The 19438-nt window shown below is 73.6% G+C and carries 20 protein-coding genes and 1 pseudogene; 11 read left to right on the top strand and 10 right to left on the bottom strand.

Annotated features, from left to right (window positions below; genetic code table 11):
• The first annotated feature begins 16 nt into the window (after nt 1-16).
• The 3 genes from ACFWW8_RS13850 to groL all read left to right on the top strand — a co-directional run bounded on the left by ACFWW8_RS13850 (nt 17) and on the right by groL (nt 2895).
• Nucleotides 17-295 (top strand): MoaD/ThiS family protein, encoded by a 279-nt coding sequence (locus tag ACFWW8_RS13850; RefSeq protein WP_386527872.1) that lies wholly within the window; start codon nt 17-19, stop codon nt 293-295.
• A 397-nt stretch (nt 296-692) separates the two neighbouring features.
• Complete coding sequence (locus tag ACFWW8_RS13845; protein ID WP_030232479.1) at nt 693-902, top strand: cold-shock protein; 210 nt, start codon at nt 693-695, stop codon at nt 900-902.
• Nucleotides 903-1272: 370 nt separating this feature from the next.
• Nucleotides 1273-2895 (top strand): chaperonin GroEL, encoded by a 1623-nt coding sequence (gene groL, locus ACFWW8_RS13840; RefSeq protein ID WP_383807094.1) that lies wholly within the window; start codon nt 1273-1275, stop codon nt 2893-2895.
• A gap of 106 nt (nt 2896-3001) precedes the next feature.
• Here the strand turns inward: groL and ACFWW8_RS13835 are convergent, their stop codons facing one another.
• Nucleotides 3002-3427, bottom strand: coding sequence for a GNAT family N-acetyltransferase (locus tag ACFWW8_RS13835; protein ID WP_386527868.1), 426 nt, complete (start codon nt 3425-3427; stop codon nt 3002-3004).
• A 61-nt stretch (nt 3428-3488) separates the two neighbouring features.
• Nucleotides 3489-4067 carry a Uma2 family endonuclease gene (locus ACFWW8_RS13830; protein ID WP_386528121.1) on the bottom strand — a complete coding sequence of 193 codons (579 nt, stop codon included), beginning with the start codon at nt 4065-4067 and terminating at the stop codon, nt 3489-3491.
• 145 nt (nt 4068-4212) lie between these two features.
• Here ACFWW8_RS13830 and ACFWW8_RS13825 point away from each other — a divergent pair, with 145 nt between their 5' ends.
• The 3 genes and pseudogenes from ACFWW8_RS13825 to ACFWW8_RS13815 all read left to right on the top strand — a co-directional run bounded on the left by ACFWW8_RS13825 (nt 4213) and on the right by ACFWW8_RS13815 (nt 6387).
• A complete protein-coding gene (locus ACFWW8_RS13825; RefSeq protein WP_386527866.1) occupies nt 4213-4830 on the top strand; it encodes a phosphoribosylanthranilate isomerase in 618 nt (205 codons plus the stop codon).
• 139 nt (nt 4831-4969) lie between these two features.
• Nucleotides 4970-5638: a beta-glucanase gene (locus ACFWW8_RS13820; RefSeq protein WP_386527863.1), complete on the top strand. Its 669-nt coding sequence runs from the start codon at nt 4970-4972 to the stop codon at nt 5636-5638.
• Between the two features lie 147 nt (nt 5639-5785).
• Nucleotides 5786-6387 (top strand): annotated as a pseudogene (locus ACFWW8_RS13815) (Uma2 family endonuclease).
• A 9-nt stretch (nt 6388-6396) separates the two neighbouring features.
• Here the strand turns inward: ACFWW8_RS13815 and ACFWW8_RS13810 are convergent.
• Nucleotides 6397-6747, bottom strand: a complete 351-nt coding sequence (locus tag ACFWW8_RS13810) for a protease inhibitor I9 family protein (RefSeq protein ID WP_386527861.1) — start codon at nt 6745-6747, stop codon at nt 6397-6399.
• 386 nt (nt 6748-7133) lie between these two features.
• Here ACFWW8_RS13810 and ACFWW8_RS13805 point away from each other — a divergent pair, with 386 nt between their 5' ends.
• Nucleotides 7134-8330, top strand: coding sequence for a S8 family peptidase (locus tag ACFWW8_RS13805; protein ID WP_386527858.1), 1197 nt, complete (start codon nt 7134-7136; stop codon nt 8328-8330).
• 169 nt (nt 8331-8499) lie between these two features.
• On the opposite strand, the gene ACFWW8_RS13800 is transcribed toward ACFWW8_RS13805, so the two are convergent.
• The 4 genes from ACFWW8_RS13800 to ACFWW8_RS13785 all read right to left on the bottom strand — a co-directional run bounded on the left by ACFWW8_RS13800 (nt 8500) and on the right by ACFWW8_RS13785 (nt 12939).
• On the bottom strand, nt 8500-9087 hold the full coding sequence (locus tag ACFWW8_RS13800) for a GNAT family N-acetyltransferase (RefSeq protein ID WP_386527856.1): 588 nt from the start codon (nt 9085-9087) through the stop codon (nt 8500-8502).
• Between the two features lie 208 nt (nt 9088-9295).
• Nucleotides 9296-10861 carry a PTS transporter subunit EIIC gene (locus tag ACFWW8_RS13795; RefSeq protein ID WP_386527854.1) on the bottom strand — a complete coding sequence of 522 codons (1566 nt, stop codon included), beginning with the start codon at nt 10859-10861 and terminating at the stop codon, nt 9296-9298.
• A gap of 94 nt (nt 10862-10955) precedes the next feature.
• Complete coding sequence (murQ, locus tag ACFWW8_RS13790; protein ID WP_386527851.1) at nt 10956-11879, bottom strand: N-acetylmuramic acid 6-phosphate etherase; 924 nt, start codon at nt 11877-11879, stop codon at nt 10956-10958.
• Nucleotides 11880-11889: 10 nt separating this feature from the next.
• Nucleotides 11890-12939 carry a MurR/RpiR family transcriptional regulator gene (locus tag ACFWW8_RS13785; protein ID WP_386527850.1) on the bottom strand — a complete coding sequence of 350 codons (1050 nt, stop codon included), beginning with the start codon at nt 12937-12939 and terminating at the stop codon, nt 11890-11892.
• A 102-nt stretch (nt 12940-13041) separates the two neighbouring features.
• Between ACFWW8_RS13785 and ACFWW8_RS13780 the strand changes: the two genes are divergently transcribed.
• Both ACFWW8_RS13780 and ACFWW8_RS13775 read left to right on the top strand, forming a co-directional pair.
• Nucleotides 13042-13419: a hypothetical protein gene (locus ACFWW8_RS13780; RefSeq protein ID WP_386527848.1), complete on the top strand. Its 378-nt coding sequence runs from the start codon at nt 13042-13044 to the stop codon at nt 13417-13419.
• Nucleotides 13420-13426: 7 nt separating this feature from the next.
• On the top strand, nt 13427-13693 hold the full coding sequence (locus tag ACFWW8_RS13775; RefSeq protein WP_383916984.1) for a DUF4031 domain-containing protein: 267 nt from the start codon (nt 13427-13429) through the stop codon (nt 13691-13693).
• A gap of 60 nt (nt 13694-13753) precedes the next feature.
• On the opposite strand, the gene ACFWW8_RS13770 is transcribed toward ACFWW8_RS13775, so the two are convergent.
• Both ACFWW8_RS13770 and ACFWW8_RS13765 read right to left on the bottom strand, forming a co-directional pair.
• Entirely contained in the window at nt 13754-14977 is a 1224-nt protein-coding gene (locus ACFWW8_RS13770; RefSeq protein ID WP_386528118.1) for a Cmx/CmrA family chloramphenicol efflux MFS transporter, read from the bottom strand.
• A 109-nt stretch (nt 14978-15086) separates the two neighbouring features.
• Complete coding sequence (locus ACFWW8_RS13765) at nt 15087-15746, bottom strand: hypothetical protein (protein ID WP_386527845.1); 660 nt, start codon at nt 15744-15746, stop codon at nt 15087-15089.
• 150 nt (nt 15747-15896) lie between these two features.
• Between ACFWW8_RS13765 and ACFWW8_RS13760 the strand changes: the two genes are divergently transcribed.
• Nucleotides 15897-16589: a copper homeostasis protein CutC gene (locus tag ACFWW8_RS13760; RefSeq protein WP_386527842.1), complete on the top strand. Its 693-nt coding sequence runs from the start codon at nt 15897-15899 to the stop codon at nt 16587-16589.
• Nucleotides 16590-16691: 102 nt separating this feature from the next.
• Here ACFWW8_RS13760 and ACFWW8_RS13755 read toward each other — a convergent pair whose 3' ends face one another.
• Nucleotides 16692-18665, bottom strand: a complete 1974-nt coding sequence (locus tag ACFWW8_RS13755) for a HelD family protein (RefSeq protein WP_386528115.1) — start codon at nt 18663-18665, stop codon at nt 16692-16694.
• Between the two features lie 418 nt (nt 18666-19083).
• Between ACFWW8_RS13755 and ACFWW8_RS13750 the strand changes: the two genes are divergently transcribed.
• The gene (locus ACFWW8_RS13750) at nt 19084-19269 is read left to right on the top strand and encodes a hypothetical protein (RefSeq protein WP_386527840.1); all 186 of its coding nucleotides are present in this window, start codon (nt 19084-19086) and stop codon (nt 19267-19269) included.
• The last annotated feature ends 169 nt before the right edge of the window (nt 19270-19438 follow it).

The following is a 19438-nucleotide window of genomic DNA, read 5'->3' as shown; positions in this document are numbered from 1 at the left end:
GAAAGGCAGTAGCGCCATGAGCGTCAACGTCCGCATCCCCACCATCCTGCGCACCTACACCGGTGGCAAGGCCGAGGTCTCCGCCGAGGGCGCGAACCTGGCCGAGGTCATCGAGTCGCTGGAGCGGAGCCACCCGGGGATCGCCGCGCGCGTCCTGGACGACCAGGGCAAGCTCCGCCGCTTCGTGAACGTCTACGTGAACGACGACGACGTGCGCTTCGAGGGCGGCCTGGAGGCCGTCACCCCGGACGGGGCCGGCGTCTCGATCATCCCGGCCGTCGCGGGCGGCTGCTGACCGCCGTGCGGTGACACGCTAAAACCGAAATTGCCCCCTCCGCTCATAAGCGGAGGGGGCAATTCTGCTTGATTGTGCGCGGTAGGGTTGGGGAAGTCCCCTCCGCTGTACTTGCCCGCCGCATATGAACGGGTCGCGTGAGGGTCGACATCGGGTCAATGTGCGAGTGCGCTATGGGGCTTTGGCGAGAGATGCCGGGCCCGAGTTGCCCTGGAGTATGCCAAATTTTCACTCTTTTTCAATGTTTCCGAGTGGCCGGAATTCTCGTCGGATTGACCTGTTGCAGACAGCATCGGCGCGGATACATTCAGCCTCGGTCGACGCGTTCCGACGCAAGATCTGACCCGGGATCGCGAAGTGCGTTCCCGCGCAAGGGCCGGTAATAGGGGAGTTAGGCATGGCTCAGGGCACCGTCAAGTGGTTCAACGCGGAGAAGGGCTACGGCTTCATCGCGGTCGACGGTGGCGCGGATGTGTTCGTCCACTACAGCGCCATCCAGATGGACGGTTACCGCACCCTTGAAGAGGGTCAGCGGGTCGAGTTCGAGATCTCGCAGGGCCAGAAGGGGCCGCAGGCGGACATGGTCAAGCTCGCGGCCGCCGGCTAGTCCCCACGCGATCGACCACCGACGCACACGTACGGCGTGCACGGTCGTTACCGATGCACGGCGTACGAGGCATTACGAGGGGCCCACATCCTGGACACGGGGATGTGGGCCCCTCGTGCGTCCGGCCCGCACGACCCGTGCGGCGCCTGCCTCTTCCCCGGAGTGTTGACCCAAGCCGCTTGCACTCGAGGGGGTCGAGTGCTAATCATTGGCGTTAGCACTCTCCCGGTGAGAGTGCTACTCAACGAGGACCGGGTCGGTGAGGCCCGCAGGGTCCGGCGGGAAGGAACCGCCGGGCACGCAGGCCGTCCGTCGCGGGCGCGGGCGCGGTCCGGGAGCAATCCACCGCTGTCCGGGAGGACCACTTCAGATGGCCAAGATCATTGCGTTCAACGAGGAGGCCCGGCGCGGTCTCGAGCGTGGGATGAACCAGCTCGCCGACGCCGTCAAGGTCACCCTTGGCCCCAAGGGTCGCAACGTCGTCCTTGAGAAGAAGTGGGGCGCCCCCACGATCACCAACGATGGTGTCTCCATCGCCAAGGAGATCGAGCTCGAGGACCCGTACGAGAAGATCGGCGCCGAGCTGGTCAAGGAAGTCGCCAAGAAGACGGACGACGTCGCCGGCGACGGTACGACCACCGCCACCGTGCTGGCCCAGGCCCTCGTCCGCGAGGGTCTGCGCAACGTAGCCGCCGGCGCCAACCCGATGGCCCTCAAGCGTGGTATCGAGAAGGCCGTCGAGGCCGTCTCCGCCGCCCTGCTGGCCCAGGCCAAGGACGTCGAGACCAAGGAGCAGATCGCCTCCACGGCGTCCATCTCCGCCGCCGACACCCAGATCGGCGAGCTCATCGCCGAGGCGATGGACAAGGTCGGCAAGGAAGGCGTCATCACGGTCGAGGAGTCGCAGACCTTCGGTCTGGAGCTCGAGCTCACCGAGGGCATGCGCTTCGACAAGGGCTACATCTCGGCGTACTTCGCCACCGACATGGAGCGCATGGAGTCGTCCCTCGACGACCCGTACGTCCTGATCGTCAACTCCAAGATCGGCTCGGTCAAGGACCTGCTGCCGCTCCTGGAGAAGGTCATGCAGTCCGGCAAGCCGCTGCTGATCATCGCCGAGGACGTCGAGGGCGAGGCCCTGTCGACCCTGGTCGTCAACAAGATCCGCGGCACCTTCAAGTCCGTCGCCGTCAAGGCCCCGGGCTTCGGCGACCGCCGCAAGGCCATGCTCGGTGACATCGCCATCCTCACGGGCGGCACGGTCATCTCCGAGGAGGTCGGCCTCAAGCTGGAGAACGCCGGTCTCGACCTGCTGGGCCGCGCCCGCAAGGTCGTCATCACCAAGGACGAGACCACCATCGTCGACGGTGCCGGCGACAGCGACCAGGTCGCCGGTCGCGTCAACCAGATCCGCGCCGAGATCGAGAACTCCGACTCGGACTACGACCGCGAGAAGCTCCAGGAGCGCCTCGCGAAGCTGGCCGGCGGCGTGGCCGTCATCAAGGCCGGTGCCGCGACCGAGGTCGAGCTCAAGGAGCGCAAGCACCGCATCGAGGACGCCGTTCGCAACGCGAAGGCGGCCGTCGAGGAGGGCATCGTCGCCGGTGGCGGCGTAGCCCTGCTGCAGGCCTCCGCGGTCTTCGAGAAGCTGGAGCTCACGGGTGACGAGGCGACCGGCGCTGCCGCCGTCAAGCTCGCCCTGGAGGCCCCGCTGAAGCAGATCGCCGTCAACGCCGGCCTCGAGGGTGGCGTCGTCGTGGAGAAGGTCCGCAACCTGACCCCCGGCTGGGGTCTGAACGCGGCCACCGGTGAGTACGTCGACCTCATCGCCGAGGGCATCATCGACCCGGCGAAGGTCACGCGCTCCGCGCTGCAGAACGCCGCGTCGATCGCCGCGCTGTTCCTGACGACCGAGGCCGTCATCGCCGACAAGCCCGAGAAGGCCGGTGCCCCCGCGGGCGGCGGCATGCCGGGTGGTGACATGGACTTCTGATCGGCCCCGGCTGATCGGCTGTTCTCGAACGAGGGCGGCACCCCCCGCGGGGGGTGCCGCCCTCGGGCGTTTCCCCGGCCGCGGGGCCGGGACCGTGGCGGCCCGGTCAGAGCTGCTTGAGGAAGTACACGTCCTCGTGGCCCCCCGGGAAGCCGGGGACGCGGGCCGTCTCCACGTACCCGTGACGGGCGTAGAAGGCCGGGGCCTGGAAGGTGAACGACGAGACGAGGACGGTCGCGCAGCCGCGCCGGCGGGCCTCGTCCTCGGCGGCGGCCAGCAGCCTGCCGCCCCAGCCGTCGCCGCGGCAGTCCTCGCGGACCCAGGTCATGCCGATGCCCGCCCGGTCGCCCCAGCTCCAGCCGCTGAGCCCGGCGACGAGCGCGCCGTCCGCGTCCGTGACCCGGACGGTGAACTCGGACTGCTCGTGTCCCGCCGTCGCCGCCTGGTTGAAGGCGTCGAGCTCCTTGCTCAGCCGCGCGTCGAGCCCGGCGTCCGCGCCGCCGGTGGTGATCTCCGCCCCGTTGTCGTTCATCGGCCCATTCTGCGGCCCGGCCCCGCGCCGCCGCGAACGGTTTCCGGAGTCCCCCGGGCGGTCAGAACCCGGACGAGTCGATGACGCAGCCGAACGGTTCCGGTACGTGCAGGGGCTCGCCGAAGGACACGGTGGTGCGGGAGCGGTAGCCGTGCGGGGAGGGGTCCGAGAAGCAGGTGATCTCCGAGCCCTGCATGTCGACGACCAGGTAGACCGGCACGAGCAGGCCGTAGACGTCGAGCTTGTCGGTCCAGTCCGCGTCCTTCGTGGAGACGGAGGTGAACTCCCCGACCAGGGACAGGGCCGCCCCGTCCGCGTGGCGGCCGTCCGCCTCGAAGGCCGCTTCGTCGGCGACGAAGAGATCGGGACCGTACGCGCGACCGACCGAGGGAAACCGGAAGAGGAAGGGGGAGGTTTCCACGATGTGCCCGTCCGGAGCCGCTGCCTCCAGCTGTCGGCGCAGGGCACGCATGGGGCGGACGTAGCGCAGCTTGGACCACGGTGACACGACGATCTTCCCCCGGATGAGCTCGGCCTTGAAGCCGTCTGGCGTGTTCATCTCCTCGACGGTGCGCAGGAGGCTCTCGAATGTCGGAGGTGCCGACAGCGTGGTGTCTATGGGTGTGGCCCGTTCGGTCATGGTGGTCACCGTGGTCCTCCGCATGGCGTGCGCCCTGTGCCGGGCCGGGGCCCGTGTCTCAGATCAGGCTAGCGCCGGAGCCGGGGCCGTGCCCGGTCCTCGGGACGGAGTGCCGGGGGGCGGGTGGGTTTGGTTGACTCGGGGGATGAGCGAGAGCAGTGCACCCTTCGTCAAGATCTGCGGCCTCAAGAACGCGCGCGACGTCGAGGCGGCCGTGGCCGCGGGGGCGGCCGCCGTCGGTTTCGTGTTCGCCCCGGGCAGCCCGCGTACGGTCGACGCCGCGACCGCGCGCGTCCTCGCGGCGGAGGTGCCGCCGGGGGTGCTCACCGTCGGGGTGTTCCGGGGACAGCCGGTGGCGGAGGTCCGCCGGTTCACCGAGGAGAGCGGGGTACGGGGTGTCCAGCTGCACGGCGAGGAGGGCCCCGAGGACTTCGCGGCGCTGCGGGCCGCGGGCCGGACCCTGCTGCGGGCCACCGCCGAGCACGTCCGGCGGTGCGGTGAGCACGGCGAGGACCTGCTGCTGATCGACGCGCCGGACCCGGGCTCCGGCAAGCCCTGGAACTGGGGCTCGGAGGAGTTCAGGGCGCCGGAGGGCCGATGGCTGCTGGCGGGCGGACTGACGCCCGGCAACGTCCGGGAGGCCCTGGAGGCCACGGGTGCGTGGGGCGTGGACGTCTCCAGCGGGGTCGAGGGGGAGCGGGGAGTGAAGTCCCCGGCGCTCATCCACGCCTTCGTGCGCGCGGCGCACGCCTCTGATCGCTGAACGCGTTCGTGCGATTACTCTCCGCGAGAACCGGAGGTTGGGCCGGTTTCCGGCGGGCAGAGCACTGAACATGCTCTCGGACACGCTCGGATGGCTGCGGCGCCTGACAAGCCGCCTCGTTCCTGAGGGCGGTGGAGGCGTGCCCGTGTTCGCGCCGCGCCGCACTCCCGTCTTCACCGCCGACTTCGCCTCCACCTCCCAGTGGGTCGCCGGCCGCTCCTGGGCGTATCCCGGCGGCGGTCCGGTCAACCCGAACGACAACAAGCTGGACCACCTCGTCGCCGACCCGGCCTACAGCCGCGGCGGGGTCTTCCGGGCGACCCTGCGCCCCGACGGCAACTGGGACGCCGGGCTGCTCACCACCGAGGGCAGCGACGGCGGGTTCATGGCGCGCACCGGCGACGTGCTGGAGGCCCGGGTGAGGCTTCCGGTGGAGCGCGGGGCGTGGCCCGCGATCTGGACCTGGCGGGACGGCGGGCAGGAGATCGACGTCTTCGAGTACCACCCCGACAACCCGGACCTGCTGGAGCTGTCCAACCACGTCCGCGAGGGGCACCGCTACCACCGGGACCCGTCGGTGCGGCCCGGCGGGTGGGTCGACCTGAAGGTCGAGTTCGGGCGGAACTCGGTGGTCTGGTGGGTGAACGGCGCCCGCGTCTTCAGCGACGGCCGGGGCGTCGGCCGGAACTGGCGCGCGTACCTCATCGTCAACCTCTCGGTGTCGGCGGGCCGCTACCACCCGGCGCCGGACCCGGGGACCACGGAGATGTCGTACGAGGTGTCGGAACTGCGCGTGTACCGGCGCTAGGCCGGAACGCCCGGCGGACGGGGGCGGCGCGGCGCGGAGACGGCTGCGTGCGCCCCCCGATCGTGGGACGCTGGACGGAGCGGCCCCCGGGCCGCTGATCCGTCTGTCTACGCTCACGCACATGGGCCACAGGAGAGGGGACCCGCGATGACCGCAGCCATGGTCGAGCCCGGTCGGAGTGCCGGTGGCCGTGCGTGGGAGTACCTGCTGCAGAGCTGGCGTGAGCTGGACGTGCCGGAGGGCTGGCGCGCCGAGATCGACGGAGGACGGATCACCCTGGTACCGCCGCCCCACCGACACCACAACGGGATCGCTGAACGGGTGCAACGCGCTCTCTATGCCGGGTTGTCGCCGGAACGGGGTGTCTGCCAGACGCTCGGCGTCCACATCGCCGCTCGGGGAAGCTGTACGTGCCGGACCTGGTGGTCGCGCCGTCGGCGCTCGTCGAAGGGGTCGACGCGGACGTCAGCGATCCGGTGGACGCGGCCGAGGCGCTGCTCGTCGTGGAGATCACCTCGAAGGGCAATGCCGAAGACGACCGCAAGAAGAAGCTCTGGGCCTACGCCCATGCCCCGGTCCCGGTCTATCTGCTGATCGACCGCTTCGACGAGCACGGGCCCACGGCCACGCTGTTCACCGGCCCCGAGAACGGTGCCTACCGGCACACCGAACGGGTGGCCTTCGGGGAGGCGCTGAAGCTCCCGGACCCCTTCTCGGTGACGTTGGAGACGGAGCACTTCCCCCACTGACCCCTGTCCTCAGTGGATCCCGGAGCCGGACGCGGTGCCGTCCGCCTCGACGGACCGCACGAGCACGGAGGTCGCCCGGAGGTCTTCGACCTGCTCGGGGGAGAGACGGGCGGCGAAGCCGTTCAGGGCGTCGCGGTAGACGCGGAGCGGCGAGATCCCGTAGGCGTCGGCCACGGTGACCGGGTCGAGGCCCGGGTGGACGGTGACGATGTACGTGGGGTGGTCGGCGGCGGGGGCCGTGACGCGGGAGCCGGGTACCGGCTCGGCGGCGGCTGCGGACACGAGCGGGGCGGCGGCGGCCGTGGCCGCCAGGACGACGGCGGCCAGGCGTACGCCGGCTCGGCTCAGGGGGGTGCGCATGGGGCCGAGGCCATCACGCCGGGAGGGGCCGGTCAACGACCGCCCGGGGTGCGGCGGGGTCACGGGATCGCACCCGCCGTGCGCCCCCCTGGGGTGGCGGCAGGCCGTACGGGTGATCTTGCGGGGCCGGCCCGGACCGTACGTGCTCGGGACATCCTGGGCGGCACCGGGGAAGGAACGTTTCTTCATCCGGTGTGACCGGCGTGTCCGCGGGCCCGGCGCGCGACCGGCCGACGCGCGGGGCTGATTGAACCATCCGGCAGGTGGCACCGATGGAACGGAAGGCCGCCCCCGCGGAAGGTCCTGATGCCGCGGGGGCGGCTCACCCATGCCGACCGCGGGGCGGCCCACCCGTGCCGCTCCCACTCCGTCCGGGAGCCTCCTCCATGCGCCTGATCGCCCGTCTGGCCACCGCCACGCTCATCGCCCTGGCCCCGGCCCCGGCCGGGACGGCGTCCGCCGCCGCTCCGGAGCCGACCCCGGTGCCGCTCAAGACCGCTGCCAACGCCGTGCCCGGCCGGTACATCGTGACCCTGGAGAAGGACCAGGACGCGGCGAAGGTCGCACAGCGGCTGGGTCTGAAGCCGTCGTTCCTCTACTCCTCGGCGCTCAACGGCTTCGCCGTCCCGCTGACCCCGCTCCAGCTGACGATCGTCCGCAACAGCCCGGGCGTGACGGCGGTCGAGGAGGACGCGAAGGTGCGGTCGGTGCCGAAGCCGAGCCGGACCGGGGCGACGCGGGCGCCGGCCGCGTCGTGGGGGCTCGACCGGATCGACCAGCGGGCGTGGGACAGGGCGAGCGGGCGGGGCGACGGCCAGTTCACCACCCAGGGCAACGGCTCCGGGGTGACCGCGTACATCCTCGACACGGGCATCGACTACGGGCACGAGGAGTTCGCGGGGCGCGCCACCCTCGGCTTCGACGCCGTCGGCGACGGCCGGGGCGGCGCGGACTGCAACGGCCACGGCACGCACGTCGCGGGCACGGTCGGCGGCAGCACGTACGGCGTCGCGAAGAAGGCGAACCTCGTGAGCGTACGGGTGCTGGGGTGTGACGGGCAGGGCACGTACTCGGGGATCGTCGCCGGACTGGACTGGGTTGCCAGGAACGCCGTTCGGCCCGCCGTGCTGAACGCCTCCTTCGGCGGCGATCGGTCCGACGCCCTGAACGGCGCCGCGGACGCGGTGACCGCGGCGGGCGTCCTGCCCGTCGTCGCGGCCGGCAACTCCTCGAAGGACGCCTGCACGGTCTCCCCGGCATCCGCGTCGAAGGTGCTGACCGTGGCGGCTTCCAACAAGTGGGACGAGGAGACCTCCTTCTCGAACTACGGCGCGTGCGTCTCGATCCACGCGCCCGGCGAGCAGGTCGTGTCCGCGCAGCTGGGCGGCGGCAGCGTGGCCCTGGACGGTACGTCCATGGCGTCTCCGCACGTCGCGGGGGTGGCCGCGCTCTACCAGCAGGCGAACCCGAAGGCGGCTCCCGAGGACATCGCGGCCTGGCTGGTCGAGGAGTCCACCAAGGACGTGCTGTCCAGCCTCAGCAAGTCCAGCCCCAACGCGCTGCTGTTCACCGGCGGGCTCTGACCGGCCCGCCGCGCCCCGCCGCGGCGCGCCCGGGCCGACCGTACGGGGCCAGGCGGAGGCGGGTGGCTCGAACCCGTCCCGGGGCGCACCCGAAGAAGGCCGGGCCGCCCGTTCGGATCCTCAGCGCCGGCAGCCGGACAAGCTGCTGTTCACCAGCGGACCCTGACGTTCAGTCGGTGCGCAGGCGGGCGTGCAGGTGCTCGTCGTGCCAGCCGTCCGCGTGCAGGAGCGCGCCGCGCATGACGCCCTCGAGGGGGAACCCGGCCCGCAGGGCGACGACGCAGGAGGCCGGGTTGCGCACGGAGTGGGTGATGCGCAGGCGGTGCAGGCCGAGGGTCTCGAAGGCCCAGCGGCTGACGAGGTCGGTGGCCCGGGCCATGACCCCGGCGCCGCGGCCGGCGGGCAGCAGCCAGTACAGGAACTCGGCGCTGCCGCCGGCGAGGTCGACGTCCCCCAGCCCGACCAGGCCGAAGGGCCGGCCGCCCTGGGCCGGGGCCACGGCCCAGACCACGCCCTCCTCGGCCTGCCTGCGGGCCTCCCATCGGGCGATCCGCGCCACGGCTCCGGCCTCGTCGAGCAGGCTCGGACGGTTCCAGAACCGGATGTCGGGGTCGTAGCAGGCCTCGACGAGCGCGGGTGCGTCGTACGAGGTCCAGGGGCGCAGGTGCAGTCCGCCGGTGCCGGGGAGGTAGAACTCCGGCTGGGGCAGGGCGGCCAGTCGGCCGGCGGGGACCACAGGGGGTATCGCGTCGCTCATGAGCGCATCCTGCCGGACCCGTGGGGCCGGGCGGGAATCGAGCGCGACGGGTGCCGTCCGGGGTGGCCGGAGGCCGCCCCGGACGGCTCGGCCGCCGATGCGCGGGGCGGGTCGGAGCGCCGTCGCGCGGAGCGGGGCCGGGGGCGTCCCGGCGGGGGCGCTCCTGCCGTCGAGGCCCTGCCGGGGGCGGCGGCCGGATGGGGGGAGGTCAGGCCAGGGCCGGCTGCTTGTCCGGGTCCGGGTTTCCGGACGGGGCGGGCGGGGTGGGTTCCGGGGCGGTGTTGAGTTCGGCCAGCATCTGCCGCGTGAAGCCGAAGAAGTAGGTGGCGGCGAAGCCCACCAGGTAACCGACCGCCAGGCCGCCCGCGTAGATCGCGAGGGTGGCGCCCATGCCCGACGTGCCGTCCAGCAGGGGGAACAGGGCCCAGCCCGAGGGGCCGATGGCGGTCGAGCCGAAGCCCACGCCCAGCTGGTTGAAGAGGCCGACGAAGGCCCCGCCGGCCGCGCCGCCGACGCAGGCGGTGACGAACGGGCGGCCCAGCGGCAGCGAGACGCCGTAGATCAGCGGTTCGCCGACGCCCAGGAACCCGGCCGGGAGCGCGGACTTGACGGTGGCGCGCAGCGAGCCGTTGTGCGGCAGCTTGTAGTAGACGGCGACGGCCGCGCCGACCTGGCCGGCGCCCGCCATGGCGAGGATGGGCAGCAGGACGGTGTAGCCGGACTGCTCGATGAGCGTGGTGTGGATGGGGATCAGGGCCTGGTGCAGGCCCAGCATCACCAGCGGGAGGAACAGCCCGCCGAGGACCAGCCCGGCGAAGGCGCCGCCGGTGGCGAGGAGCCAGTCGGCGAAGGTGCCGATGGCGGTGGAGGCCTCACCGGCGAGGAACATCAGGCCGAAGAGGGTGACCAGGCCCGAGATCAGGACCGTGAGGGTCGGAGTGACCAGCACGTCCAGTGCCTCGGGGACCCACCTGCGGCACCACTTCTCCACGTACACGGCGAGCAGGGCGGCGGCGAGCGCGCCGAGGACGCCGCCCTGGCCGGGCCGGAGCTCCAGCCCGAAGGCGGTGACCTTCGCGACGCCCGGGAAGACGATGATCGCGGCGACCGCGCCGCCCAGGACGGCCGTACCGCCGAACTCCTTGGCCGTGTTGTAGCCGACGAACACCGCGATCAGCGACATGAAGCCGGAGGCGATCGCGGCGAGGGCCGGGACCAGCGCGGGCAGCCAGCCCAGGTTCGTCAGCAGGCCGTTCAGGCCGGCGATGACGCCGCAGCCGATCAGGGCGGGGATGAGCGGGACGAAGATGTTCGCGATGCGGCGCAGGAACAGCTTGAAGGGGGTGGCGTTCCTGGCCTTGCGGGCCTCCTTCAGCGCCGCGCCCTGCGAGGCCAGTTCGCCGGCCGTGACGGGGTGGCCGCCGGCGGGCGCGGGGGCGGACGCGGCCTGCGCCGCGGACGCCGTCTGCGCCGCGGACGCCGTCTGCGCCGCGGCCGGTGCGGCCGCCGCCGAGCGGCCTTCCGCTACGAGCGCCTCGAACTCCGGGGTGACCCGGGCGACGGTGCCCGGCCCCAGCACGATCTGGTAGGTGTCGTCCTCGACGACGCCCATGACGGCCGGGACGGCCTTGAGGGCCTCCTCCTGGACCAGGCTCCGGTCGCGCAGACCGATGCGCAGGCGGGTCATGCAGTGCGCGATCGAGGTGATGTTGTCCGGGCCGCCGACCAGAGGAAGGATCGCGGCGGCTGTGGCGCGGTTCTTGTCAGTGGACATGCTGGGGGTCGCCTTGCGTCGGGGGGTGCGGGCGGGGGTGGGAGGCGTTTCAGGAGACCGCGGCTCAGGGGGCCGCGATTCAGGAGACCGCGGCTCAGGAGGCCGCGGCGAGCGCGGCCCGCAGGTGGCCCCGCGAGGACGCGAGCAGTTCGGCGGCCTTCGGGCCGTCGACGCGGCCGAGGACGACGAGGATGGCGTTCTTCACCTCGCCGCCGGTGGCCGTCAGGGCGGCCTCGATCTCCTCGTCGGGCGCGCCGGTGGCCAGGGCCACGATGCGGCGGGCGCGGGCGCGCAGCTTCTCGTTGGACGAGCGCATGTCGACCATCAGGTTCCCGTACGTCTTCCCGAGCCGGATCATCGTCACCGTCGAGATCAGGTTGAGTACGAGCTTCTGCGCGGTGCCCGCCTTCAACCGGGTGGATCCGGTGAGCAGTTCGGGCCCCACGACCACCTCGATGCCGTGCTCGGCGGCTGCGGCGAGCGCCGAGCCCGCGTTGCAGGACAGCCCGACCGTGAGCGCGCCGCGCGTACGGGCGAACTCGACGGCGCCGATCGCGTACGGGGTGCGCCCGGACGCGGAGATGCCGACCACGGTGTCGTCGGGGCCGAGCTCCAGCGCGCTGAGGTCCTCGGCGGCCAGCTCCCGGGAGTCCTCGGCGCCCTCGACGGCCTTGACCATGGCCGAGGGGCCGCCCGCGATCAGGCCGACGACCTCCGCCGGGTCGGTGTTGAAGGTGGGCGGGCACTCGCTGGCGTCCAGCACGCCCATCCGGCCCGCGGTGCCGGCGCCCGCGTAGACGAGCCGGCCGCCGCGCGCCATCCGTTCGGCGATCGCGTCGATCGCGGCGGCGATCTCCGGCAGCCGCCCGGCGACGGCGGCCGGGACGGTGGCGTCCTCGGCGTTCATCAGGCGGGCGATCTCCAGGGTGGACAGCCGGTCGACCTCGGCCAGTTCGGGGCGGAAGGCCTCGGTGGTCAGGGTCTCCAGCTGGGCGCGGAGGGCGGCGTACGCGGTCATGGTCGGGCTCCTAGCGGGCGGTGCTGCTGCGCTTGGCGGTCGGTACGGAGGTCTGGTGGCGGGGGGCGAGCGCCTCGTACGAGGCGGCGAGGGCGGGTGCGGCGGTCTCGTACGTCCGCTGCGCCACGCCGACGAACAGGCAGTCGACGACGAGGAGCTGGCTGGTCCGGCTGGACATGGCGGCCGGGCGCAGCTGGGTCTCGCGGGCGGCGGAGGTGGCCAGGACGTGGTCGGCGTAGTGGGCGACGGGGGCGTTCGGGCGGCCGGTCAGTGCGATGGTGGTGGCGCCGCGCTCGAAGGCGGTGCGGAGGGGCTCGATGACGTCGCCCGTGGAGCCGGAGTGGGTGACGGCGACGGCGACGTCGCCGGGGCGCAGCAGGACGGCGTTGGTGACGGCGAGGTGGGTGTCCTGGTGGGCGTGGGCGATCAGGCCGATGCGGAGCAGCTTCTGGGCGAGGTCCTGGCCGACGAGGGCGGAGGCGCCGACGCCGTAGATGTCGATGCGACGGGCGGTCGCGAGGGCGGTGACGGCGCCGGCCAGCTGGGTCAGGTCGAGCCCTGCGGCGGTGTCGGCGAGGGTCTGCGCTTCCTCGTGGGCCAGCTTGGCGACGACGTCCGCGAGGGAGTCGTCGACGGCTATGTCGACGGTGACGGCGGGCGCGGCGCCGGACTCCTGCTGCGCGGCGAGCGCGGCCAGCGCGAGGCGCAGGCCGCGGTAGCCGGGGTAGCCGAGGAGGCGGGCGGTGCGGACGACGGTGGCTTCGCTGGTGCCGGTGTGCTCGGCGAGGGCGGAGACGGTGAGCTGCGCGCAGCCGGCCGGGTCGGAGGCGACGGCCTCGGCGACGGCCTGCATGGAGCGGGTCATCGAGGGGCCGAGACTGCGGACCCGGGCCCGGAGGGCGGAGGGTGCGGGGGCGGAGGGTGCGGAGGGGGGAGCCGGGACGGCCGGGGCCGAAGGGGCGACCGGGGCCGTAGGGGCTGACGGGACCGAAGGGGCCGTGGGGGCGGCCGGCGTGGGGGGCGCGTCCGGTCTGAAAGTTTCTTTCGCGTTCTCGCTCACGCCTGAAACCTATTTTCAGCGGAGCCCGGACGTCAAGGCGCCATGCGTCAGGAGCCGGAAGGGACCTTCACCACTCGCCCCGCACGGGTTCACAATGGGGCCATGGAACACGCACCCCCGCTGGAGCAGGCGCTGCACGTCGCCCGCGCCCTCGTGCTCGCCGACCTCGCCGCGGCCGCGGTCGCCGACGCCGATGTCGTCTCCCTCGTCGAGGACGCGGTCACGCACCGCCGGTGGTGGGTGGAGCAGTGGCCGGAGGGGGCCGGCTTCCTCCCCGGACTCGTCGCCCAGGACGTCCAGGACGCGCTGCTGGAGAAGTACGGCCGCTGGCCGCTGTGCCCGGTCTGCGGCCACGGCGAGCCGCACGCGCTGGACGTGGACCCCGAGCTGGGCCCCGACCCGCACTGGGTGTGCTCGGAGGCGGGCGTCAGGGTCGCAGCGGTGGGCGGCCTCGGCCCGGTCCTGAGGCCGGGCCGGTGAGGCGACGGTGACGGTGTACATCGATCCGCCCACCTGGCCGGGCCACGGCCGCATGTGGTCGCACCTGGTCAGCGACGTCTCGTACGAGGAACTGCACGCCTTCGCGGCGTCCATAGGCTGCCCGCCCCGCGCCTTCGAGCGCGACCACTACGACGTGCCGTCGTACCGGTACGCGGACGCGGTCGGTGCGGGCGCGGTGGAGATCGGCAGCAAGGAACTGGTCCGCCGCCTCACGGACGCGGGCCTGCGCCGCCCGAAGGGCCGCCCGCTGTAACCGCGCCGGGGCCGGACCCGGACCGCGGTTGCGGCGGGCGGCCCCGCCGCGCGTCGGCCGTCAGGCGTGGGCCGGCTGTTCCGCCGGGGTCGCGGCGCCCGCGCCCGAGGCGACCACGCGGGTCGTGCCGGGGTGCGGGCGGCGGCGGTCCAGGCGCAGGGCGATGACGGTGAGGGCGATGGCGGTGACCGTCATGGCGGCGCCCGCCCAGGCGGTGGCGGAGAAGCCGAGGCCCGCGTCGATCACGGTGCCGCCGAGCCAGGGGCCGCCGGTGTTGCCGAGGTTGAAGGCCGCGGTCGTGGTGGCGCCGGCCAGGGTCGGGGCGGCTCCGGCCACGTTGAACATGCGGGCGTTGAGCGCCGGAGCGGTGAAGAAGGCCGAGAAGCCGAGCAGGAACGACAGCGCGATCGCCGCGGCAGCGGTCCCGGCCAGCAGGGCCAGCGCGGCCAGGAAGACGGTGGAGGCGGTGATGCCCCAGAGCATCACGCCGAACAGGTGCGCGTCGGCGACTCGGCCGCCGACGGTGGTGCCGACGAGCGCGCCGAGGCCGAAGAGGCCGAGGATCCAGGGGACCCACTGCGAGTCCAGCCCGGCCACGTCCGTGAGCAGCGGCGAGAGGTAGCTGAACGCGCAGAAGACGCCGCCCGCGGCCAGGGCGGTGATGCCGATGGCCAGCCACACCTGGCGGTCGCGGTAGATGCGCAGCTCGCGTCCGAGGCGGGGCTTCTCGGCGGGCAGCGGGATCTTCGGGATCAGCGCCAGGATGCCGGCCAGGGCGATCGCGGAGGCGGCGCCCACCGACCAGAACGCGGCGCGCCAGCCGAAGTGCTCGCCGAGGAAGGCGCCGGCGGGGACGCCCAGCACGTTGGCGATGGACAGGCCGCCGATCATGACGGCCATGGCACGGGCCCGCTGGTCCTTGTCGACCATGGCGATGGCGACGGCCGCTCCGACCGCCCAGAAGCCCGCGCAGGCGAGGGCCGAGACGACGCGCGAGGCGAAGAGGAGCTCGTACGAGGGGGCCAGCGCACCCGCGACCTGCCCGAGGCCGAAGAGGCTGATGAGGGAGACGAGGGTGGTGCGCCGCGGAAGGCGCAGGGTGGCCACGGCCAGCAGCGGCGCCCCGATGACCATGCCGATCGCGAAGGCGGATATCAGCAGGCCCGCCTGCGGGATGGTGACGCCCATGTCCTCGGCGATCGGTGGCAGCAGCCCGGAGAGCATGAATTCGCTGGTGCCGAGCGCGAAGACGGACAGGCCGAGGACGTACACGGCGACGGGCATGCGGGGGCGTGCGGCTGCTACGGGCATGCCCCTCACCAACCGCCGCGAACGCCCGCGAATTCCCCGTCCGTGTGTCGGGAGCGTGACATCGCGCCCCGGCCCGGGAGCCTCAGGCCGTCAGTGCGGCGAGCTCCGCGGCGAGGTTGGCGCGGGCCGGGGCCTCCCAGTGCGCGGCCCCGTACGGGGTGCGGAAGAGCCGGGGCAGGGCCAGGAGCTGGCGCAGGACGGCCGCGCGGCCGTCGCGGAAGGCATCGTCCGGGACGAACCCGTACTCGGCGCGGACGGCGGCCGCGTAGGCGGCGTAGGCCGGCCCGTCGCCCGCGAGGACGGCCAGGTCGGCGTCGCAGAGCGCCTCGCCGTTGGTGTCCCCGGGGGCGGGGTCGTGGGTGACGGTGAGGCGGACCAGCCGGGCCGTCTCCGCGGTGCGCGCCGGGTCCACGCCCAGCTCGGGGAGGGCGCGCTCGGCCATGGCGGCGCTGCGCTCCTCGTTCTCGGAGCGGTCGGGCCGGTAGACGGCGTCGTGGAACCAGGCGGCGAGCTCGACGGCGGCCGGGTCGGCGGCGTGCGGCGCCAGTACGTCGATCCGCGCGAGGACGTCCGCCAGGTGCGCGGTGGTGTGGTACCTGCGCTGCGGCTCCGCCCAGGCGGCGAGGAGCCGGTCGGCGTACGGGTCGGGGTCGCGGTCGGCGGGGGCTCCGGCGGCGGCGGTGGTCGCCCGCCAGCGGGCGCGGAGGGCGGCCGTGTCGGTGTGCGGGGTGCCTGTGTCCATGCGCACATTGTGGGGGTGGCGTGATTGTGCTGGTGGTGCCAGGGGTGGGCCCGTACCCTCAATATTGGACTAGACCTATTTTCCACTCTGACCACATGTGCCCCGATCGGGCCGTCGGGTCACCCGAGCATTTCCGAAGGATGGGATCGAATGAGCAACCGTGCGCTCCTGGAGGTGATCGCCCTCGACGCGGAGGACGCGGTCGCGGCCCAGGCCGGTGGGGCGGACCGACTCGAACTGGTCACCGACATGGCCGCCGACGGGCTCACCCCGCCGCGCGAGACCTTCGCGGCGATCAGGGCCGCGGTCGACATCCCGCTGCGCGTGATGCTGCGCACGACGGACGGGTTCGCGGCGGGCGACGCCGAGCTCCTGCTGACGGCCGCGCGGGAGCTGCGGGCGGAGGGGGCGACCGAGTTCGTCCTCGGCTTCCTGAACCCCGACGGGACCCCCGACCTCGCGGCGGTCGAGGCCGTGGTGGCCGAGCTGGACGGCTGCCGCTGGACCTTCCACCGGGCGATCGACCGGGCGGCGGACCGGGACCAGCTGCGCAAGGCCCTCGCCGAGCCGGTGCCCGCCGGGCCGGACGCGTACCTGACGGCGGGCTCCGCGGCCGGAGTGGACGAGGGCCTGCCGGTGCTGCTGGCCGAGGCGGCGCGCCGGGGCGAGCCCGGGTACGAGGCGCGGATCCTGGTCGGCGGCGGCCTCGCGCTGTCGCACCTGCCGGTGCTGCGCGAGGCCGGCGTGGACGCGTTCCACATCGGCGGGGCGGCGCGCCCCGACGGGTGGGGACGCCCGGTGTCGGCGGCCGCGGTGGCGCGGTGGCGGTCGGCCCTGGACTGACGCGGGGCACGCACCGGGGCGGGGGGCGATCCACCGGCCCGGCGCCGCCTCCGTCCCTCCGGCACCCCGCACCCGCCCCGCACCCGCCCCGTTCCGGGCCGGTCAGGCCAGGGCGGCGGGCAGCGGTGCGGCGTGCAGGAGGGCCAGGCCCGAGACGGCGCGCGTGAGGCAGACGTACAGCCGCCGCAGGCCCGTCCGCTCGTCGGGCTCGCCGTCCACGATCGCCGCCGGCTCGTCCAGGACCACGTAGTCGTACTCCAGGCCCTTCGCCAGCGACGCCGGCACCAAAGTCAGCCGCGACTGCGCCGTCGTCTCCTCGCCCGGCGACAGGTACGGCAACCCCGCCGCCAACAGGGCCTCCGCGAGCGCCGGGACGCGGGCGTCCGCCGCGATCAGACCGGTCGAGCCCTCGTGCGCCAGCGCGTCCCGGCAGGCCGCGAGCACCGCCGCCGTCGGATCGGCGACCTCCGTGATCCGCAGCGATCCGGGGGTCTCGCGGACCGAGGAGACCGGCGCCAGGCCCGGGGAGATCGCCGGCAGCAGGCGGGACGCGTACGCGATCACCTCGCGCGGCACGCGGAAGCCGGCCGTCAGCTCCTCGACCACCGCCTGCGGCTTCCCGAGGTGGGCGAGGGCCTCGTCCCAGCTGCGCGTGGCCCACGGGGTCGTGCCCTGCGCGAGGTCGCCGAGGACGGTCGCGGAGCCCGTCGTGCACCGCCGGCCCACGGCCCGGTACTGCATCGGCGACAGGTCCTGGGCCTCGTCGAGGACGACGTGGCCCAGCGAGTGCGTCCGCTCCACCAGGTCGGCGGCCTCGTCGATCAGGACCAGGTCGGCCGGCGACCACTGCGCCGACCTCACGCTCCGGAAGGGCCTGGGCCACAGCAGCAGCTTCTGCTCGTCCGCGCTGAGGACCCCCTCCGCGTGCGCGGCCAGGAAGTCCGGGTCGGAGAGCAGCCGCAGCACCAGCTTCGCCGGTTCGACCGGCGGCCACGCCTCCTTCACCGCCGCCTTGACGGCCGCGTTGCGCGCCACCGCGTCCTGGACGCGGTCGTCGGGCGCCTCGCCCGCCTGCTCCATCCGTACGAGCACCGCGTGCGCGATCCGCTGCGGCAGCGCGTCACGGGCGGCGCCGTAGCGGATGTCGCGGTTCTGGAGCTCCTCGACCATCTCGGCCAGCTCGTACGCCGGTACGCGCCAGCGGCGTGAGCCGCGGACCACCATCAGCGGCTCGGCGGGCGGGGTGACGTGCGAGCCGAGCGCGCGGCGCAGCACCTCCGCCATCCGGGCGTCGCCCTTGACGACGGCGGTTTCGGCGGCGTCCGCCGCGCGTACCTCCAGGCCGTCGCGGGCGACCAGGTCGTCGACGGTGGCCTGCTTGACCTCCAGCTCGCCGAGGGCCGGGAGGACCTGCTCGATGTAGTGCAGGAAGGAACGGTTCGGCCCGATGACGAGCGTGCCGGTACGGGCGAGGCGGTCGCGGTGCGCGTAGAGGAGGTAGGCGACGCGGTGCAGGCCGACGGCCGTCTTCCCGGTGCCGGGGCCGCCCTGCACGCAGACGGAACCGGAGAGGCCGGAGCGGACGATCTCGTCCTGCTCGGGCTGGATCGTCGCGACGATGTCCCGCATGGGGCCGACGCGGGGCCGCTCGATCTCCTGCTGGAGCAGCTTGCTGACGGCGGCCGCCTCGCCGGGGTCGGAGAGGTGCTCGTCCTCGTACGCGGTGAGCTCGCCGCCGGTGTAGCCGAAGCGGCGGCGCAGCGAGACGTCCTGGGGGTCCTTCCTGGAGGCCCGGTAGAACGGCTGGGAGACGGGCGCCCGCCAGTCGATGACCATCGGGTCGCCGCCCGCGTCGTGGACGTGGCGGCGGCCGATGTAGAACTGTTCGCCCTCGGCGCCCTCGGCGAGGGTCGCGCCCGGGGCGTGCAGGTAGTTCAGCCGCCCGAAGAAGAGGGGGGTGTGGGAGAGGTCGGCGAGCGACTTGATGCGGTCGTCGATCTGGGCCTGCAGGACGATCGCGTTGACCCAGTTCGCGGTCACGTCGCGGATGTCGAGCGCCTCGGCGTCCTCGCGCATGGCGCGGAGCGCGGAGCGGGACGCGGCGAGGTGGGACCGTTCGCGGGCGAGCGGGTCGGACGGTGCGGGGGCGTGCGCGGGCACGGGACTGCCTCCAGCTGCTGGGTGCGCGGGTGCGAACGCGCGCGGGTGCGAACAAGGAGCCCGCCGGTTTCCGTGCGGCGGGCGGCTCTCCCCGGTCAGGCGGCGGGAGGCGGCAGGAGCGGAGATTCTAGCGAGGGGCGGGGTCCGGTGCGAACGGATTAGGGGGCCGGACATCCCTGCCGGGCGGGACCGCCGTACGGGTGTCGTACCGGGGGGTGTCATACCCGGGGCAGAGCCACTAGGGGGAGGTATGGGCCGGGAGGAGGATGCCGGGGCACCGGGATTCCGTCCGGAGGGCGATGTGAAAACCGGGCCGGAAACGCACCATGGATACATGAGCACCGCAACCTTCACCCCGACCCAGGGCGGCCGCCCGAGCGGCGCCACCGCCACCTCCGACTTCCGTCCCCGGCACAGCCTGGGCGGCGTGCTGCGCGCCGCCAAGGTCTTCGCGGCGACCGCCGTGAGCGTCGTCGTCCTGGGCGAGTACGCCGAGGACGCGGGCGTCATACGCCGCTGACCCCCGGCCCGGTGCCGACCGAGACCGCCCCGGCCCCGACCCGCCTGCGCCCCGACCCGCCCGCGCCTCGGCCTGCGCCCCGCCTGCCTGCGCCCCCGCCTGCCTGCGCCTCGGCCTGCCTGCGCCCCCGCCTGCCTGCGCCTCGGCCTGCCTGCGCCCCCGCCTGCCC

This window comes from Streptomyces sp. NPDC058701, from assembly GCF_042715295.1.
Taxonomy (GTDB): Bacteria; Actinomycetota; Actinomycetes; order Streptomycetales; family Streptomycetaceae; genus Streptomyces.
This window is presented reverse-complemented; position numbering and strand designations above follow the sequence as displayed.

Coding starts and splice junctions, on each gene's coding strand:
- ACFWW8_RS13750 (WP_386527840.1), top strand. CDS start 19,084: ATGAGCACCGCAACCTTCACCCCGACCCAGGGCGGCCGCCCGAGCGGC.
- ACFWW8_RS13795 (WP_386527854.1), bottom strand. CDS start 10,861: ATGTCCACTGACAAGAACCGCGCCACAGCCGCCGCGATCCTTCCTCTG.
- ACFWW8_RS13800 (WP_386527856.1), bottom strand. CDS start 9,087: ATGAGCGACGCGATACCCCCTGTGGTCCCCGCCGGCCGACTGGCCGCC.
- ACFWW8_RS13830 (WP_386528121.1), bottom strand. CDS start 4,067: ATGACCGAACGGGCCACACCCATAGACACCACGCTGTCGGCACCTCCG.
- groL (WP_383807094.1), top strand. CDS start 1,273: ATGGCCAAGATCATTGCGTTCAACGAGGAGGCCCGGCGCGGTCTCGAG.
- ACFWW8_RS13835 (WP_386527868.1), bottom strand. CDS start 3,427: ATGAACGACAACGGGGCGGAGATCACCACCGGCGGCGCGGACGCCGGG.
- ACFWW8_RS13765 (WP_386527845.1), bottom strand. CDS start 15,746: ATGGACACAGGCACCCCGCACACCGACACGGCCGCCCTCCGCGCCCGC.
- ACFWW8_RS13825 (WP_386527866.1), top strand. CDS start 4,213: ATGAGCGAGAGCAGTGCACCCTTCGTCAAGATCTGCGGCCTCAAGAAC.
- murQ (WP_386527851.1), bottom strand. CDS start 11,879: ATGACCGCGTACGCCGCCCTCCGCGCCCAGCTGGAGACCCTGACCACC.
- ACFWW8_RS13845 (WP_030232479.1), top strand. CDS start 693: ATGGCTCAGGGCACCGTCAAGTGGTTCAACGCGGAGAAGGGCTACGGC.
- ACFWW8_RS13850 (WP_386527872.1), top strand. CDS start 17: ATGAGCGTCAACGTCCGCATCCCCACCATCCTGCGCACCTACACCGGT.
- ACFWW8_RS13780 (WP_386527848.1), top strand. CDS start 13,042: ATGGAACACGCACCCCCGCTGGAGCAGGCGCTGCACGTCGCCCGCGCC.
- ACFWW8_RS13810 (WP_386527861.1), bottom strand. CDS start 6,747: ATGCGCACCCCCCTGAGCCGAGCCGGCGTACGCCTGGCCGCCGTCGTC.
- ACFWW8_RS13770 (WP_386528118.1), bottom strand. CDS start 14,977: ATGCCCGTCGCCGTGTACGTCCTCGGCCTGTCCGTCTTCGCGCTCGGC.
- ACFWW8_RS13755 (WP_386528115.1), bottom strand. CDS start 18,665: ATGCGCGAGGACGCCGAGGCGCTCGACATCCGCGACGTGACCGCGAAC.
- ACFWW8_RS13760 (WP_386527842.1), top strand. CDS start 15,897: ATGAGCAACCGTGCGCTCCTGGAGGTGATCGCCCTCGACGCGGAGGAC.
- ACFWW8_RS13805 (WP_386527858.1), top strand. CDS start 7,134: ATGCGCCTGATCGCCCGTCTGGCCACCGCCACGCTCATCGCCCTGGCC.